The organism is Vibrio sp. Y20_XG_PY13 (assembly GCF_024181925.1).
GTDB classification, from domain to species: Bacteria; Pseudomonadota; Gammaproteobacteria; order Enterobacterales; family Vibrionaceae; genus Vibrio; species Vibrio parahaemolyticus.
Genome location: NZ_JAMZAL010000001.1, coordinates 936,120 through 952,621, shown reverse-complemented (window position 1 = coordinate 952,621; position 16,502 = coordinate 936,120). Strand labels below are relative to the sequence as shown.

The window sequence follows — 16,502 nt, the reverse complement described above, 5'->3', positions numbered from 1 at the left end:
TTTTAACCGATTTAACGGCATTCGTTGTGATGCAAAGGTGTGAGGCTTGTAAGAAACCTAACCTTTGGCATTCGTTTCGGGTTGTGCTTCTGGTTGTAGCGTCCAATCACCACCAAGTGATTTGTAGAGCGCAATCGTAGCTTGTGCGGTTTGTAACTTTGCCGCGACTTGCTGATCTTGCATCATGCGTTGCTGACGTTGCGCATCTAAAACTGATAAGTGATCAATCAAGCCTGCTCGGTACAGTGACTTGGCTTTGTTGACGGCGTTATTGGTGGCTTTCAATGCCTCATCGATTCGGCGCTGATTTTCTTGGCTGCGACCATAAGTAAACAGCGTGGATTCGGTTTCTGCCAAAGCCGCCTCTACCGTATGTTGATAAGACAATGTCGCCGAATCAAAACGCGCTTGGTTGATGGCTTCAATTGCCTCGCCACGCCCCCCATCGAACAAGTTCCAGCTTACGCCTGCCGCGCCCATCCAACCGAAAGAATCGCTACTGAAAAGATCGTCAAAGCTTGACGCCGACAACCCCGGAGCGCCCGTCAAAAAGAACTTTGGATATTGATCAGCAACGCTTGCTGCTAACTCTTCATTGAGCGCGGCCATTTCGCGCTCGGCTAAGCGAATATCGGTACGACGTTTCAACAGATCGGAAGGTAAACCGACCGGCACCATGTCCTGCATGACAGGTACACTATGCTGCTTAGACAGGCGAATTTCGACTTGCGTTAGCGGCTCACCAAGCAATACTGCTAAACGATGTTTGTGCGCTTGTTGGGCAATCTCTAACTGCGGAACGAGCGATTCCATCGCCGCAAGCGTGGCCTTCGCTTGGGCTAAATCGAGATCAGAACCGTAGCCGCTACGCATGACTTTCTCGACGAGGTCGAGTGTGCGTCGTTGATCTTCTAAGTTCGACTTTGCCAACTCAAGGCGCTCGCTTGCACCTTGGTATTGCAAGTAGTTGTGAATCAAATCCGCCGTGATCACCGTGTTCAAGCCGCTTTGATAAATCTGAGCTTGTTCGAGACGAATTTGTGCCGCGTTCGCTTGGCGGTCAATGCGCCCAAACAGATCAGCCTCCCAAGCGATACTCGCGCCTGCAAATACGCCATCGTGCTGATTATCCATTAGGGTGACGTTACCAATTTGAGGTGGCAGACCCGACACGGAATCACTGAGCGGATTCAATATCGGACCGAGTGAAGAGTCATTTTTACTGAACTGATAGTTCATGTAACCCGCACCGAGATTAATTGTCGGTACCTTGAATGACTCCACCATGGTTTTATAGTTGTTGGCCATTTTCACCCGCTCGGCCGCCACTTTCAGCGGAATGTTTTGGCTCTGCATGTCTTGAACCATTTGATTCAACACCGGATCGTGAAACTTAGTCCACCAAAACTCAACGTGTTGTGAATCGGTACTCAACCCTGCATTTTCGGCGTTCAAGTAGGTTTCTGCCATGCTGGTGGTTGGTGCTTGGTAGTCTGGCCCCACTGCACAGCCCGCTAAACTTAGGGCTAGAACGACAGGCGTTAGAATGAATTTTTTCACGATGACGCCTCCTCTAGCTCAGCGTTGGTTTGTGTGGACGGTGCTTTTTCTTTGTAAGCAAGGCGATACAGCGCAGGCATGACAAACAGTGACAATATGGTTGCGGCTGCCAAGCCTCCGATGATGGTTGCCGCCATTTGGTCAAACAGCAGATCTGACAGCAGCGGGATCATGCCGAGCGCGGTCGTTAACGCACCCATAGAAATGGCCATAGTACGGTTGACCGTGGCTTCTTTGATCGCGTCAGACAAGCTCTTGCCATTTGTGCGTTCGAGCTCAATTTGATCCATTAGTACGATGCCATTTTTGATGATCATCCCGGTTAGTGTGATAGCTCCGATCAGCGCCATAAAGCCAAATGGTTTATCGAATCCAAGCAGAGCAAACACAGCCCCTGATGCTGCCAGTGGTAGCGTTGCGAGGATGATGATTGGTTGCTTAAAGCCGTTGAACATCGCGACTAAAATGATCACCATGATCAGCATTGCTTTTGGTTGCTGCTTCATGATGTCGGTGACCGCTTTGTCTTCATCGTAATATTCGCCTCCCCATTCCATGCTGTAACCCGTCGGAAGTTGGATAGCTTCAACCTGATCTTTAATGGCATTTCTTACATTCGCTGGTGTGGAGTCTCGGCTCACACCCGCTTGAACCGTGATGGTTTTCACGCGGTCGCGTCGCCAAATCATGCTCTCTTCGGTGACCAGTTCGAATCCATCCACCACTTGACCAAGCGGAACGCTGTTAAAGCCAAGTAGAGAGCGCACAGGTAGCGTTTCTAGTGACGCCATGTTTTGCGATGTTCCACGTAACTGAATTGGAATCAGCTCATCATTCAGGTTCATTTGTCCAAGCGGCATGCCGTCTGACGCACGTTTTAGCGCGAAAGCGACATCGGCGCGGTTAATGCCTGCTTGACGCATTTTGTCTTGGTTTAGAATCGGCTTGAGCACTTTGCTTTCTTGGCGCCAATCATCGCGAATGTATTTTGCATCAGGGTTTGAAGCAAAAATCGTTTTCGCTTCCGCCGCTAGTTGATGCAATACGGTTTCATCCGGACCAGAAAAACGCACTTCAACCGCGAACTTATCTTTGGTTGCCAACTTCAGTGCTCGGAAGCGAGGTTCGGCATCCGGAAACGCCTCTTTTAGCCAATCATCACCACGCGTCACCAAGTAACTGATGCTCTCGTAGTCTTTGGTGTTGATCAGAATCTGCCCGTAGGCAGGGTCGAGCGGCTCAGGCTCTACCGTTACCGAGAAGCGAGGTGCACTGGTGCCGACATAGCTAGAGATACTTTCCACTTCTGGTTGTGCGACCAACCATTCTTCAACTTTACGCATGTCTGCCGAGGTTTGTTCAATCTTGGCACCATTGGGTAGCCAGTAATCGAGAAACACAATTGAGCGATCCGACTGAGGAATAAAGTTCACGGCCACATACGGGATTGCCACGGCGGTGACTAAAATCAGTGGAACCAAAGCGGCTAATGCTTTACGCGGGTTGTCCACCGTCCAGAATACCAACTGTTTATAACGGCTCGGTTTGGTCTCTTCGCTGTTAGCTTTTGGCTTGATGAACATCCACGCCATTAATACCGTAAACGTCATCGCGACGATCCATGAAAGCAACAGTGACGATGCCACAATGTAGAACACAGAGCTCGCAAACTCGGCGGAGTCGGTTTTGGAGAACAACACTGGGCTTGCGCCCATAATCGCGATGACAGTTGCGCCTAAAAGTGGCACAGCGGTTTCTTTGACGGAATCAATCGCGGCGCGAGTTCGCTCGATACCTTTGTTGAGCTTGGCGATCATCATATCGGTGATCACAATGGCGTTATCCACCAACATGCCCAGTGCGAGAATAAACGTACCTAGCGAGACTCGGTGCAAATCGATGCTGGCGATGTTCATGTATACAAGCGTGAGCAAAATCGTCAGGAGCAAGCTTGCGCCAACGATGGTTGCACTCTTAAAGCCCATGAAAACCAACAACACCACAAAAACAATCGCGACACTTTCAAGCAGGTTGCCAACAAAGTCGTCGATAGACTTTTGTACTTCTTCAGGTTGATAAGCAACGGTCGAGATGTCGACACCCAGCGGCAGCGTTGCCTGGTAGTTAGCGATGATGTCTTGAATCGTATCGCCAAGTGACACCACGTTAATGCCTTGAACTGGGCTCACAGCCAAGGTGACAGCGGGCTCTCCGTTGTAGCGGTTTTCTGCCAATGCTGGTGTTTGATAACCCATGGTGATGTCGGCGATGTCACCAAGACGAATCAACCCCGAGCCAAACTCGCCGGTGCCACCATTGATGATTAAATTGCGAATGTCTTCTAGAGACTGAAACTCACTGGTTTGCGCAATACGAATACGCTCTGTACCCGCATCGAATTTTCCCGCTTCGAACGTGCTGTTTTGTGTGCTCAGTTGGTTCCAAACTTGTGCGATCGACAAACCATATTGAGCCAAGCGCTCGTCTGGCATATCGATATGTACAACGCGAGGTTGAATGCCGTGTAGCTCGATCTTTTTGATGCCGTCGACGGCTTTGATTTGGCGTTGCAGCTCTTCGGCGTAGCGACGCAACTCTTCTGGCGCAGCATCTGTGCTGTGGATAGAGAAAAGCATGCCGTAGACTTCAGAGAACTCGTCTTGTACTACGCTGATCTGCGCGCTGGAAGGCAGCTGCAGTTTTACATCGTCCACTTTGCGTCTCAATAAGTCCCATTCCTGCGGAAGTGCTTTGGAATTAAGGCTCTCTTTGAGGTCAACAAAGACCATAGACAAACCTGGGCGAGACAATGAGCGCAAGCGATCCAACTCCGCCATTTCCTGCAATTTGGTTTCCACGGTATCGGTGACTTGGTGCTCGACTTCTTCGGCAGACGCACCCGGATAAAGGGTCACGACTACCGCAGTTTTTACTGTAAAGCTCGGGTCTTCCAACTTGCCTAAGTCGAAGTAAGAATAGATGCCAGCGATCACGCTCAATACGATAAAGAACAGAACGAACTTACGTTGGCGAATCGCGAATTCAGCTAAATTGATCATGGATTCGCACCTACAACGTCTTGATGGTCAGGTTTGGGGCGGCATCGCCCTCGCTCAGATAATGGCTACCGCTGATCACCACATAATCGCCTTGCTCAAAACTTCCGGTCACACACGCTTGGTATGCGTCGATAGAGTCAAGGTTGACCGGCTCTGAATGAATAACCGCATCACGAACCACATTCACGTGCAGAGTTTGTTTCTCACCCAAAATTGCAGAGTAAGGAAAGCAATGGCTTGAGTGACTGGTGTTGAGCGCGGTATTAACCGTGACTGCTTTACCGTTGAATAGCGCACTGGAAATCGAATCGATGTCTAGCGTGACGGTATAGGTTTGTTTGAGCAAGTGTTTCTTCGGCGCGATTTCTGCCACGGTTGCTTGGTAGGATTGCTCCGAATCATACCAAGTCAACGATGCCGGCTGACCTAGTGCGAATTGCGCAATCATATTTTCCGGTACGTCGATGTCGACTTCCCAGCTGCCTTCTTGCTGAATTGACACAACACTGCCGCCCGGCAAGGTTTGTTCATGTGGATCAACAGAAACGTCGGCAACAATGCCAGTGAATGGTGCACGTAGAGTGGTGTAACGTAGGGCATCTTTTGCACGTTGGATGTTTTTCTCAACCACTTTGACGGCAGAGAGGCTACGTTCGTAGCTGCTGATGGCTCGGTCTAAGTTTACGCTGGCAATGGCATCATCAGAAGTCGCTTGTTTTACGCGCTTTAACTCGGCTTTCGCGAGTTTGTGGGCTGATTGCGCTTCTAACATACGCGCTTGTAATTCTTCTAGTGAGACTTGGTAGTCGTGCTTGTCCAGCGTGGCAATGACTTGGCCTTTTTCTACCACGCTGCCTTTATTTACGAACACGCTTTCCACGGTTCCGGGTACACGAAAAGAGAGTGAGGCGGTTTCTTTTGCTTTTACGATCCCGCTGAATGATTTGTTGAGTTCTTCATTCCTTTCATTGACTTCAATCACTTGAACGGGTCTGGATGCGCTTGGCTCCTCAACCTGAGGTTGAGCTTGATTACAGCCGAGTAGAGAGAGCGCGATAGTGCTCAGCGCAGCGGTTTTGATTTGATGATTCATAAGATGGCTCCATAATTTCGGCGCCATCTTATAATTCACAGATGTTCAGATAATCATGCGTGCGCATGATTCAATGTCACAAATTTTATGACAATAAATGCAAGCTACAAAAGTTTTGGGATTTTATTGCACAAATGTTCAATAAGTAACCGGCTAGCTTGGTTCAGCGTTTTCGGTTGAGGATAGAGTAACCACCCCGTTTCTTCCGTGACAGCATATTGAGACAATACTTGCACCAATGCACCGGATTCGAGCTCATTTTTTACCAACAGTTTTGGGATATAACTGATGCCTCGGTCAAGCACTGTGGAGCTTTTAATAAAGCCGATGTTGTTGGAAATGAGTTTCGGTTTGAGCGCTACGTTTTGTTCCTGAAAATGCCAAAGGTTGTCGACATTGCCATTTGGCCAACGAAAACAAATGCACTGATGATCGCTCAACTCTTCTAATGTGGCGGGCGTGCCGTGAGTTTGAAGATAGTTCGGTGAGGCAACGACACATCGGTCTAGCGTTAAGATCTTTCTCGCGACAATGTCTGAATCAAACAGCATGCCGCCGTGCAGCGCGATGTCCAACCCCTGCTGAAACATATCAATAAAGCCATTGTTGATATTGCGAATGTCGAGTTCGACCTGCGGGTATTGATCCTGAAATTCAAACAAAATGGGTTGAAGATGTTCATAGGTTTCTGGCAGAAGGCCAAGTTTGATTTTGCCTCTGACCTCGATGTTTTCGTTACTAGCTTGCTGGTTTGCCGAATCAAGCAAGGTGAGTACTTTTTGTAGATCTTGGTAGTAGGCATCGCCTTTGTTTGTCAGCGAAAGGCTGCGAGTGGTGCGGTGAAAAAGTTGCGTTCCGAGGTAACGTTCCAGTTCTCCAATGCGTCGACTAACATTTGCTCGTGGCAAGTCCAAAGCATTGGCTGCCGCTGTAAAGCTGCCAAGTTGGACGACTTTGGTGAACAGTTTTAGATCGTCAATTTTCACTCTTGAACTCCATACTCTTTGAGTGCCGTGCTAAACCCTGACACTCTAGAGTATTGATGTGTGGTATACAAAACTTATTATTAATTATCGAAATATAAATAAGGACTTCAACATGTTGAGATTTATACAACGTCGCCGCATTAAGAAAGTGATTAAGCTAATGAGTACCAGATTGATAGTGGGATACGGCAGTCGTGAGTACTTTTCCGTCGGTCAGGTAAAGACGAGCACCAGCGAGTTAAGCACGTGCCAACAAAAAATTGCGTTGGCGTTGTATGCGAATCCGCAAGATCTTGATTTGGAAAATCAACCAGAGTTGCAAGCCATCCGCTCTGATGTGGCGCATGACTTCTTCGCTGGTGTCGATTATACCGCTCAAGATGTGCTTCATTTATTCGGTGCTGGTGGCTGGAAAGGCGGCCGAATGGAAGATGGGATGTCTCATCATTTTGGTATGCACAGTCGCTATTAAAAACGCGCATTAATTTTATAAATTCGATAAATATTTTTGCTGTTAAAGATTAATTAAATTTTCTTTCAATTGGGTAACAATTACCTAATTATGCACCCGAATCCCAGCGCGTCGCTGGACTGGTTGGATCGCATACCATGAAATTAATCATCAAAGGATTGGGGCTGAGTGCTCTTGTGCTCAGCATGTTTGCTCATGCAGATAGCAAAACGTTGAACGTTTATGCATGGGGTGGCTATTTGCCGGAAACATCGTTAAAAGCGTTTGAAAAACAAGAAGGCATTACGATTAATTATTCGACCTTTGAGAATAATGAATCAATGTATACCAAGCTAAAATTGCTAAAAGGTTCTGGTTACGATGTGGTTTTTGCTTCTGCGTACTTCATTGAAAAAATGGGTCGAGAAGGGCTGCTTTCGAAAATAGATCACGCTCAAGTGCCAAACATGCAAGACACAATGGACGGCTTACTTGGCCAAGCGCACGATCCGAAAAATGATTACTCTCTGCCTTATATTTGGGGCATTACCGGGATCAGCTACAACGAATCCATGGTTGAGCAACCAGTGACAAAATGGGCTGACTTATGGGAGTCACAATACGAACAACAAGTCATGCTGATTGATGACGTTCGCGATGTGTTCGGTATGGCGCTGAAGAAAAATGGCCATAGCGTGAACACCAAAGATGAAGCAGAAATCAAACAGGCTTTCGATTCTTTAGTGGCACTGAAAAACAACGTATTGCTGTACAACTCAGACGCACCTCAAGTCCCTTACGTGTCCGGTGAAACATCGGTCGGCATGCAATGGAACGGCAACGCATTCCAAGGGCAGGTTGAAATGCCTGAGCTGAAGTTCGTGATGCCGGAAGAGGGCGCGGTATTGTGGATGGACAACTTTACTATTCCGTCTGGCAGTAAAAACAAAGCATTGGCGCATAAATTTATTAACTTTATGTACCAACCAGAGAACCAAGCGGAAATCGTGACCAGTTTGGGTTATGCGTCGGCAACAAACGCTGGGCGTGACAAATTGCCAGAAGAGTTGAAAAACAACCGTACTATTTTCCCTTCATCAGAAGACATGAAAAAAGGCGAGTTCATTAATGATGTTGGCGCAGAAACGTTAGCGATTTACGAAAAGTACTGGCAACGTTTAAGAACGCAATAAGCGACGTCTTTGCCTATTTTTAGGCTTAAAATCGTTCAAGTTTGGATTCCCCTCATCACGAAAGTGGTGAGGGGAATTTTTATAGGCTTTGTACTGCGAGTGTTGCTACGCGGCCCGCTTTACGAGGCAAAAGTGCTTTTTACCGCGTTGCAATAACCAGTATTGATCGAACAGTGGGAAGCTCAAACTTGGGTTATCAGCCGACACTTTTTCTCCGTTTACACTGATGGCGTTGTTGCTGATGTGTTCGCGTGCAACACGCTTCGAACTTGCTAAACCCGACTCAATCAACAGCTCAACCAAATCTTGTTGTGCGCTCTCAATGCTTGGTAAACCATCCAACTCCAATTGTTTTAATTCACCCAAACTCAGTTGTTGCACATTACCGCTGAATAAAGCTTGAGTGATGCGCTCGGCACTAGCTAGGCCTTCTTCGCCATGAACAAATCGCGTCATTTCCTCAGCGAGAATACGTTGTGCTTGCGGTTTACCTTGGCTTGCTTGGTCTTGCGCTTCAATGCTGGCAATTTCTTCGCAGCTCAAGAATGTGTAGTAACGCAAGAAGTGGTAAACGTCGGCGTCTTCTGCGCCAAGCCAGAACTGGTAGAACGCGTAAGGAGAGGTCTTGCTAGGATCTAGCCATACTGCACCACCTTCAGTTTTGCCAAATTTGGTGCCATCGGATTTGGTGATCAGCGGCAGAGTTAAGCCAAATACTTGCTCACCATTTTGACGACGAGTTAAATCGATCCCGCTAACTATGTTCCCCCATTGGTCATTGCCACCGATTTGTAAACGGCAACCGTATTGACGGTTTAGCTCGGCAAAATCGTACGATTGCAGCAGAGCGTAGCTAAATTCGGTGAAGGAGATACCTTGGTCAGGGCGTTGCAGGCGTTGTTTTACCGATTCTCGGTTGATCATAGTATTGATCGAGAAGTGCTTACCCACATCGCGGAAGAAGTCGATCACATTGATTGCTCTCATCCAGTCAGCGTTGTTCACCATGATCATTGGCTTGCTCAATTGGTGATTCATCAACTGTTGAATTTGGTTTGAGAGATCGTTAACCCAGCCTGAGACGATTTCCGCTGAGTTCAGACTGCGCTCAGTCGCTTTAAAGCTTGGGTCGCCAATCATGCCCGTTGCACCACCGATCAGGGCAACGGCTTGGTGTCCGGCATCTTGAAAGCGCTTAAGCATAATCAAAGGCACGAGGTGGCCGATGTGCAAGCTGCCTGCAGTAGGATCGAAGCCGCAGTAAACGGTTTGAGGCTGTGAGAGAAGTGTCTGAATTTCTTCCAAATCGCTGGCTTGTGCAATCAAACCACGATCTTGTAAATCTTGCAGTAATGGTGTCGTCATTCTTCTTGTCTGTTTTAGTGGTTGTTGTATTCAGACTAAAACGCGACACCTTTTGCCGATATATCCCTAAAGGGATAGTTTTCTATTTTGAGTGCATGATCAGGTGGTTGAGGAACAATTGAAACAGCTCACTCAACGATGAAACATTAAGTTGAGAATAGATGCGCTTTCGATGGTTTTTTACTGTGCCTTGAACAAGATGAAGATGCGCAGAAATTTCTTTAGTATCAAATCCTTGAGCAAGAAGGGAGGCGACTTCCTGCTCCCGTCGAGTCAGTGACTCTATGCCAAATGAGCTTAACGCCTGCTCAATGGCAACCTTCATATTGCCTGTGTAGGCGTCTGGGCGAACTACGGGCTCTGATAAGTTAAACTCGGCTTGTTTCCAATGCTGTTGGCACAGCGATTGAAGAACAGAAAAATGCGAGCGCAAGTTGTTGATTTGCGCGGCAGAGAAGCGTTTACCTTCACGCAAGCAGCCAAAATAGAGAATTACCCAACGACCGGATTCGATTTCTACCAGCATGCTGAGTTCATCTTTCCAACCTGTTTGATCGTAAAACTGCTTTCGATACGTTTGATACTCGATGCCTTTTTTCGCCACATCTTTTAGGGTGAAGATGCCTTGTTGCTTGTGCTGGTTGAGGTTTTGGAAAAACGGATCGTTTTGAAATGAGTTGGTCAGGTAACGTTGAAATAGCAACTCACGTTCATTTTCAATCGAGTCATATAGATAGATCGGGTGTTTGCCTTCTCGGTAACCAAGAATGATCGCGCAATCAAAATCGAAAATTGAGTGAATCACGCTCATCAATTTTGGGGTGAAGTTAGGCGTGTTTAAAGCAGAAATTGCTTCTGCGAGTTGCGCGTTAAAGTTTTGGTTAGGCATGCGATCATCGAGTTGACATGATTTAATTTTGCGCAAGCATAACCAAAAGCAATCCAACGAGAAAGGGAAGTCACCATCTTCTCGTGACTTCCCCCTAAAAAGTTGCTCAGGTACTCAGTTTTGCGTTCTCGATTGTTAATTCTATGATTTTTAATGCTCAGATTTTTATCAATTCCTGTGAAACCATTCGTTGTTGTGAAGTGTTTTCAATCAGAGCAGGTAAATTACTGGGCGTTGGTGAGCTCTTCATTTACCCAGTATTTTGAACCAGATACGTTTGCATCGATAAGTAAGCCTTTTGAGTTGAGCTGATAAACGGCAACGCCGCTGTTGAACTGTGCAGAGAACTCTTCGGCATCTTCGCCTGCAACTGCTGAAGCTTCGCTGGTTGCTTCCCAGCCTTCGTTGACGAACGTATCGAAGTCCTGCTTGCTTTCAAACAAAACCACTTGCTGATAAAACTTGCCGCCGAGCCCTAGCGCAACCCCCATACCAAACATGTTCATGTAGGTGCGTTTTTCGGTGGTCTTATCTACTGCCACACCAGAGCCTGAATTAGTGTGGAAAAGCAAAGAGAGTTTACGAGAATCAAAAACGGCGTAGCCGTAAGCTTTATCGTAAATCGCTTTCGCTTCTGGTTTTTCATTAAAGAGTTTGAGTAAGGTGCTATCGGTCATCAAATCAATCGCTTGACGCGCTTCTTCTGGCGTGTCGCCTTCCATCAACTCATCAATTTTTTTGTCTGCGGAATCTATCCATTCTTTGCTTTTTTCGATACTGGCATCTGTCCACTCGCCAGCCGTATTGATTGCTTCTTCGGACCAATTCGTGAAATCTTGCCACGCTTGTTTTGAAAAGGCTTTAGTGTCGTCCCAAACATCTTGCGCAGTATCCGAAACCGCTTCGCCTAGCTCAGACATTTTGTTGGATATCTCGTCCCAATCTGCATGAGCAGGAGAGGTGAGTAACATAAGTGTGGTTAAGATAACGATCGGCTTTCTCATTAGAGCTCGTCCTAAACGTGGTCGGTTTTACTTCATTTTAGGTGAAATTTGGGATAGGGAAAATTGACGATGATTCTAGGTTGGGATTGACGTCACGAACTCACGTACCCTTGACAAGGGCGTGATAGAAGCCCAACAAAAAAGCCCTCAAACCGCAGCTTGAGGGCTTTGTCTCATTGGTTTAGGAGCACTTGTGTTAAGTGGCTTCCTTTCGGCAAATTACTTGCTAACTTTACCTAGCTGTAACCAAGTGTCGATAACGGTGTCTGGGTTGAGTGAAACAGAGCTAATGCCTTGCTCCATCAACCATTCCGCCAAATCTTCATGATCTGATGGGCCTTGACCACAAATACCTACGTACTTGCCTGCTTTGGTTGCGGCATCAATCGCCATTTTCAGCATGATTTTCACCGCTGCGTTACGCTCATCAAATAGGTGAGCCACATCGCCAGAGTCACGGTCTAGACCAAGCGTTAGCTGAGTCATGTCGTTTGAACCGATAGAGAAGCCGTCGAAGTACTTCAAGAACTCATCGGCAAGCACTGCGTTTGATGGCAGTTCGCACATCATGATGACTTTCAGACCTTGGTCACCACGGCGCAGATCAAACTTCGCTAGCAAATCGATAACCGATGCGGCTTCGCTTGGCGTACGCACAAATGGGATCATGATTTCAACGTTCTTCAGGCCCATTTCGTTACGAACGCGTTTGATGGCTTGCGTTTCTAGCTCGAAACAGTCTTCAAACACTGGAGAAATGTAACGAGACGCGCCACGGAAGCCTAGCATTGGGTTTTCTTCGTGCGGTTCGTACGCTTTACCACCAACCAAGTTGCTGTATTCGTTCGACTTAAAGTCAGACATACGAACAATGACGCGTTTTGGCCAGAAAGCAGAAGCGATGGTCGCAATGCCTTCCGTCAGTTTACTTACGTAGAAATCGATAGGATCTTTGTAACCACGAATGCGCTGTTTGATTTCCGCTTTCAGCTCATCGCTTTGAGCGTCAAAGTTCAATAGTGCTTTAGGGTGAATGCCGATCATCTTGTTGATGATGAATTCAAGACGAGCAAGACCAACGCCTTCGTTTGGAATTTGTGCGAAGTCGAACGCGCGATCAGGGTTACCCACGTTCATCATCACTTTTGTTGGCAACAGTGGCAGTTCATCAACAGAAGAGCGTTTTACTTCAAAATCCAAGTCGCCTTGGTAAACGTAACCTGTTTCACCTTCTGAACAGGAGACGGTTACGGTTGCGCCATCGGTCAGTTTGCTCGTCGCGTCGCCACAACCAACGATAGCAGGAATACCTAATTCACGAGCGATGATTGCTGCGTGACACGTACGTCCACCACGGTTAGTTACGATTGCCGATGCTTTCTTCATCACTGGTTCCCAGTCTGGGTCAGTCATGTCTGTGACAAGCACATCGCCTTCTTGAACCAGTGACATTTGGTCTAGAGAATCAACCAAACGTACTGGGCCTTTACCGATGCGTTGACCGATAGCACGGCCTTCGACAAGCACATCGGCTTTATTGTTCAGTTCGTAACGTTCAATCACGTTTTGTTCTGTTTGAGAACATACGGTTTCTGGACGTGCTTGAACGATGTACAACTTGCCGTCGATACCATCTTTTGCCCACTCAATGTCCATTGGACGTTGATAGTGCTTTTCGATGATCATCGCTTGTTTAGCCAGCTCTTTGATCTCTTCTTCGTTTAGAGAGAAGGTGTTGCGCTCTTCTTCTGACGTATCGATGATATCAACTTGTTTGCCGATCTCTTGGTTGTTTGAGTAGATCATTTTGATCAACTTCGAACCAAAAGTTTTCTTAACGATCGGGTGCTCACCCGCTTCAAGCATTGGCTTGTGAACGTAGAACTCGTCTGGGTTTACCGCGCCTTGAACGACCATTTCACCTAGACCCCAAGACGATGTAATGAACACGACTTGGTCAAAGCCAGATTCAGTGTCTAGCGTAAACATAACACCAGAAGAGGCTTTGTCTGAACGAACCATGCGTTGGATACCCGCAGATAGCGAGATACCACGGTGGTCGAAACCTTGGTGTACACGGTAAGAGATCGCACGGTCGTTAAATAGAGAAGCGTAAACGTGCTTTGTGGCTTCTAGTACTGCGTCGATGCCTTTCACGTTCAAGAACGTTTCTTGCTGACCAGCAAAAGAGGCGTCTGGTAGGTCTTCCGCTGTTGCAGAAGAGCGAACCGCTACCGAAAGCTCAGTGTTGCCTTCGATAAGTTCTTCATAATTATTGCGAATTTCTTGTTCAAGATCCGCAGGGAAAGGGGCTTGTAATACCCATTGACGGATGGTAGCGCCTGTCTTACGCAGAGCTTCAACATCGTCAACGTCCAGTTCATCAAGTAATTGGTGAATACGCTCATCCAAACCTTCGTGGTCAAGGAATTGGTTAAACGCGTATGAGGTTGTCGCAAAGCCATTTGGTACTGATACGCCAACATTAGCAAGGTTAGAAACCATTTCGCCAAGTGAAGCATTTTTACCGCCGACTTTGTCGACATCATCCATGGATAGGCCATTGAACCAGAGGGTGTTCTTTTGCATGTCTTTCTCCAGAAACATTGCAGCTTAGTAGGGGGACTTAAATCAATCCAAACAAAGTATTTGTCTCAATTGATGTCAAAGGCAAACGATTACGTTCTGGCTCAAAAAAATTCTGACGAATTTTAAAAGCTGTGGGGAACCTAACTGAAAGCCAAACTGGTTTATTAATATTATGTTTACCATCCTACTCAAAAGATTTTGAAAAATTAAACAGAAATGCAAATAAATAACCAAAGTCGTGATGTGTTCTATGTTTCTGACGGTACGGCGATAACATGTGAGACATTGGGCCATGTTGTTCTTGGTCAATTTCCTTTCATTCCTAATGAAAAAACCTTTCCTTTTGTAGAAAGCCAAGATAAAGTTGCGGATGTTGTTAAAGAAATTGAAACATCCTACCAACGCAATGGCGTTAAACCGTTGGTGTTTTTCTCGATTGTGGTGCCTGGTGTACGCGAAATGCTGCTAGAAGCTCCGGCATACAGCTACGATGTGCTTGAAAGCATTGTACAAAAGGTGCAAGACGACATTCAGATGGCACCCGCCCCGAAGTTGCAGCGCTCTCGCAGTGTAGGGAAAGATTCCGATACCTATTTTGACCGTATTGCGGCGATCGAATATACATTGGCTCACGACGATGGCATTACACTGAAAGGCTTGGAACAGGCGGATATCATTCTGCTTGGTGTATCGCGCAGCGGCAAAACACCAACCAGTTTGTACATGGCGATGCAGTTTGGCTTGCGCGTGGTGAACTACCCGTTTATTGCCGAAGACGTCAAGATGATGCGTTTGTTGCCAGAGTTCGAGGTACATCGCCACAAACTGTTTGGCTTAACCATCACACCTGAACGTTTGAATGAGATTCGTGAGAATCGCCTGTCGGGCAGCGACTATGCCAGTGAAGAGCAATGTAAGTTGGAGTTGGACACGGTTGAAGCTTTATTCAGAAGAGAAGCGATTCCTTACATCAATACGTCGTCATTGTCGGTAGAAGAAATTTCAACGCGCATTCTTGAGAGAGCCGGAATGAAACGCCGTTTGTTCGGCTAGTCACTTGGATGAGAGGAGGTTGCTATCAACCTCCTCTTTGCGTATTACTGGTTATCAATTATCAACTTATATAGTTATTCCTTAGTAGTACTGGAACATCTTCTGAACGTCTTGATAGTTCTTCGTTTGCGTGAGTGACAACATCAGCAAAATACGTGCTTTTTGTGGGTTTAGCGTGCCTGATGCAACAAAGCCGTATTTATCATCATCAATTTCCGCGTCCAAAGTCGTTGAGCCAGTTGGCGTGCGAGAGCTTCTGACGACAATAATGCCATCTTTGCTCGCTTTTTCTAGCTCATCAAAGACCGTGTGGTACAAGTTACCATTACCCACACCAGCACTCACAATACCGTCAAACTTGGCATCAACCAAGGCTTTGACTGGCAAGCTTGACGCATTCGCATAGTTATAAACAATGCCCACTTTAGGTAGTGTGTTGAGTTTTGATACGTCGAATGGGGTTTCTGTGGTGTGTTTACGTTCAGGGCTTCTTTGGTACTTTGCATCGCTGTTGTGAATGTAGCCAAGAGGGCCAAAATTTGGAGATTGGAACGTACTTACCGAGGTGGTGTTAGTCTTCGTTACATCTCGCGCATCGAAAATGGTGTCATTCATTGCCACTAGCACGCCGCGGCCTTTTGAGTCCTCATCGGTTGCAGTAACAACAGCATTGTATAAATTGACCGGGCCATCGGCACTCATGGCGGTGGATGGTCGCATCGCGCCCACGATCACAACGGGCTTGTCGCTCTTCACCGTTAAATCAAGGAAGTATGCGGTTTCTTCCAACGTATCCGTACCGTGGGTGATGACGATACCGTCAACATCATCTTGAGCGAGCAGCTCGTTAACCCTTTTCGCTAACTTCAGCCATACCTCATCGTTCATGTCTTGAGAGCCGATGCTGACGACTTGCTCACCAGAAATATCCGCAATGTTGGTCATGCTCGGCACAGCAGAAATTAATGATTCGACGCCAACTTTACCTGCGGTGTAGTTCGACTCAGTGGCAGATTGACCTGCGCCAGCTATGGTGCCGCCAGTCGCGAGGATTTTGATATTAGGAAGGTCGGATTGGGCGAACGACAAAGAACTGAGGCACAAACCAAGGGTAATCGTACTGAGGCGGAAAAGATTTTTTGTCATGGGAATCACCTGCTTTTAGGTTAGATGTTGGTTGGGGAACAACCTCTATCCTAAAAACAGAACGGGAGAATTTTTGAGCACAAGCTCAACAAATTGCAGATGAAAATCGTGATC

Annotated in this window: 12 protein-coding genes; 3 read left to right on the top strand and 9 right to left on the bottom strand. The window is 46.9% G+C overall.

All coding sequences use genetic code 11. The features are described 5' to 3' along the window. Positions 1–57 precede the first annotated feature (57 nt). The 4 genes from NL646_RS04165 to NL646_RS04150 all read right to left on the bottom strand — a co-directional run bounded on the left by NL646_RS04165 (position 58) and on the right by NL646_RS04150 (position 6,698). Positions 58–1,560 carry an efflux transporter outer membrane subunit gene (locus NL646_RS04165; RefSeq protein WP_140080223.1) on the bottom strand — a complete coding sequence of 501 codons (1,503 nt, stop codon included), beginning with the start codon at positions 1,558–1,560 and terminating at the stop codon, positions 58–60. Then, positions 1,557–4,619: an efflux RND transporter permease subunit gene (locus tag NL646_RS04160; RefSeq protein WP_025500330.1), complete on the bottom strand. Its 3,063-nt coding sequence runs from the start codon at positions 4,617–4,619 to the stop codon at positions 1,557–1,559. The genes NL646_RS04165 and NL646_RS04160 overlap by 4 nt, the downstream gene beginning before the upstream one ends. Before the next feature lie 10 nt (positions 4,620–4,629). Then, positions 4,630–5,712, bottom strand: coding sequence for an efflux RND transporter periplasmic adaptor subunit (locus NL646_RS04155; RefSeq protein WP_017447945.1), 1,083 nt, complete (start codon positions 5,710–5,712; stop codon positions 4,630–4,632). Between the two features lie 104 nt (positions 5,713–5,816). Then, positions 5,817–6,698, bottom strand: coding sequence for a LysR family transcriptional regulator (locus tag NL646_RS04150; RefSeq protein ID WP_023583967.1), 882 nt, complete (start codon positions 6,696–6,698; stop codon positions 5,817–5,819). A 112-nt stretch (positions 6,699–6,810) separates the two neighbouring features. Between NL646_RS04150 and NL646_RS04145 the strand changes: the two genes are divergently transcribed. After that, positions 6,811–7,170, top strand: coding sequence for a DUF6559 family protein (locus NL646_RS04145; protein ID WP_031850917.1), 360 nt, complete (start codon positions 6,811–6,813; stop codon positions 7,168–7,170). Positions 7,171–7,307: 137 nt separating this feature from the next. Beyond that, positions 7,308–8,342, top strand: a complete 1,035-nt coding sequence (locus NL646_RS04140) for a PotD/PotF family extracellular solute-binding protein (RefSeq protein ID WP_253663885.1) — start codon at positions 7,308–7,310, stop codon at positions 8,340–8,342. A gap of 105 nt (positions 8,343–8,447) precedes the next feature. On the opposite strand, the gene tyrS is transcribed toward NL646_RS04140, so the two are convergent. The 4 genes from tyrS to ppsA all read right to left on the bottom strand — a co-directional run bounded on the left by tyrS (position 8,448) and on the right by ppsA (position 14,189). Continuing rightward, positions 8,448–9,707 carry a tyrosine--tRNA ligase gene (gene tyrS, locus NL646_RS04135; RefSeq protein WP_005479869.1) on the bottom strand — a complete coding sequence of 420 codons (1,260 nt, stop codon included), beginning with the start codon at positions 9,705–9,707 and terminating at the stop codon, positions 8,448–8,450. An 82-nt stretch (positions 9,708–9,789) separates the two neighbouring features. After that, positions 9,790–10,596 carry a helix-turn-helix transcriptional regulator gene (locus NL646_RS04130; RefSeq protein WP_005479785.1) on the bottom strand — a complete coding sequence of 269 codons (807 nt, stop codon included), beginning with the start codon at positions 10,594–10,596 and terminating at the stop codon, positions 9,790–9,792. 224 nt (positions 10,597–10,820) lie between these two features. Then, positions 10,821–11,600, bottom strand: coding sequence for a hypothetical protein (locus tag NL646_RS04125; protein WP_253663884.1), 780 nt, complete (start codon positions 11,598–11,600; stop codon positions 10,821–10,823). Positions 11,601–11,819: 219 nt separating this feature from the next. Next, the gene (gene ppsA, locus NL646_RS04120) at positions 11,820–14,189 is read right to left on the bottom strand and encodes a phosphoenolpyruvate synthase (protein WP_005479906.1); all 2,370 of its coding nucleotides are present in this window, start codon (positions 14,187–14,189) and stop codon (positions 11,820–11,822) included. Positions 14,190–14,405: 216 nt separating this feature from the next. On the opposite strand from ppsA, the gene NL646_RS04115 reads away from it, so the two are divergent. Continuing rightward, positions 14,406–15,242: a pyruvate, water dikinase regulatory protein gene (locus NL646_RS04115; protein ID WP_005464081.1), complete on the top strand. Its 837-nt coding sequence runs from the start codon at positions 14,406–14,408 to the stop codon at positions 15,240–15,242. Positions 15,243–15,323: 81 nt separating this feature from the next. Here the strand turns inward: NL646_RS04115 and ansB are convergent, their stop codons facing one another. After that, entirely contained in the window at positions 15,324–16,388 is a 1,065-nt protein-coding gene (gene ansB, locus NL646_RS04110; RefSeq protein ID WP_005464084.1) for an L-asparaginase 2, read from the bottom strand. Positions 16,389–16,502 lie beyond the last annotated feature (114 nt).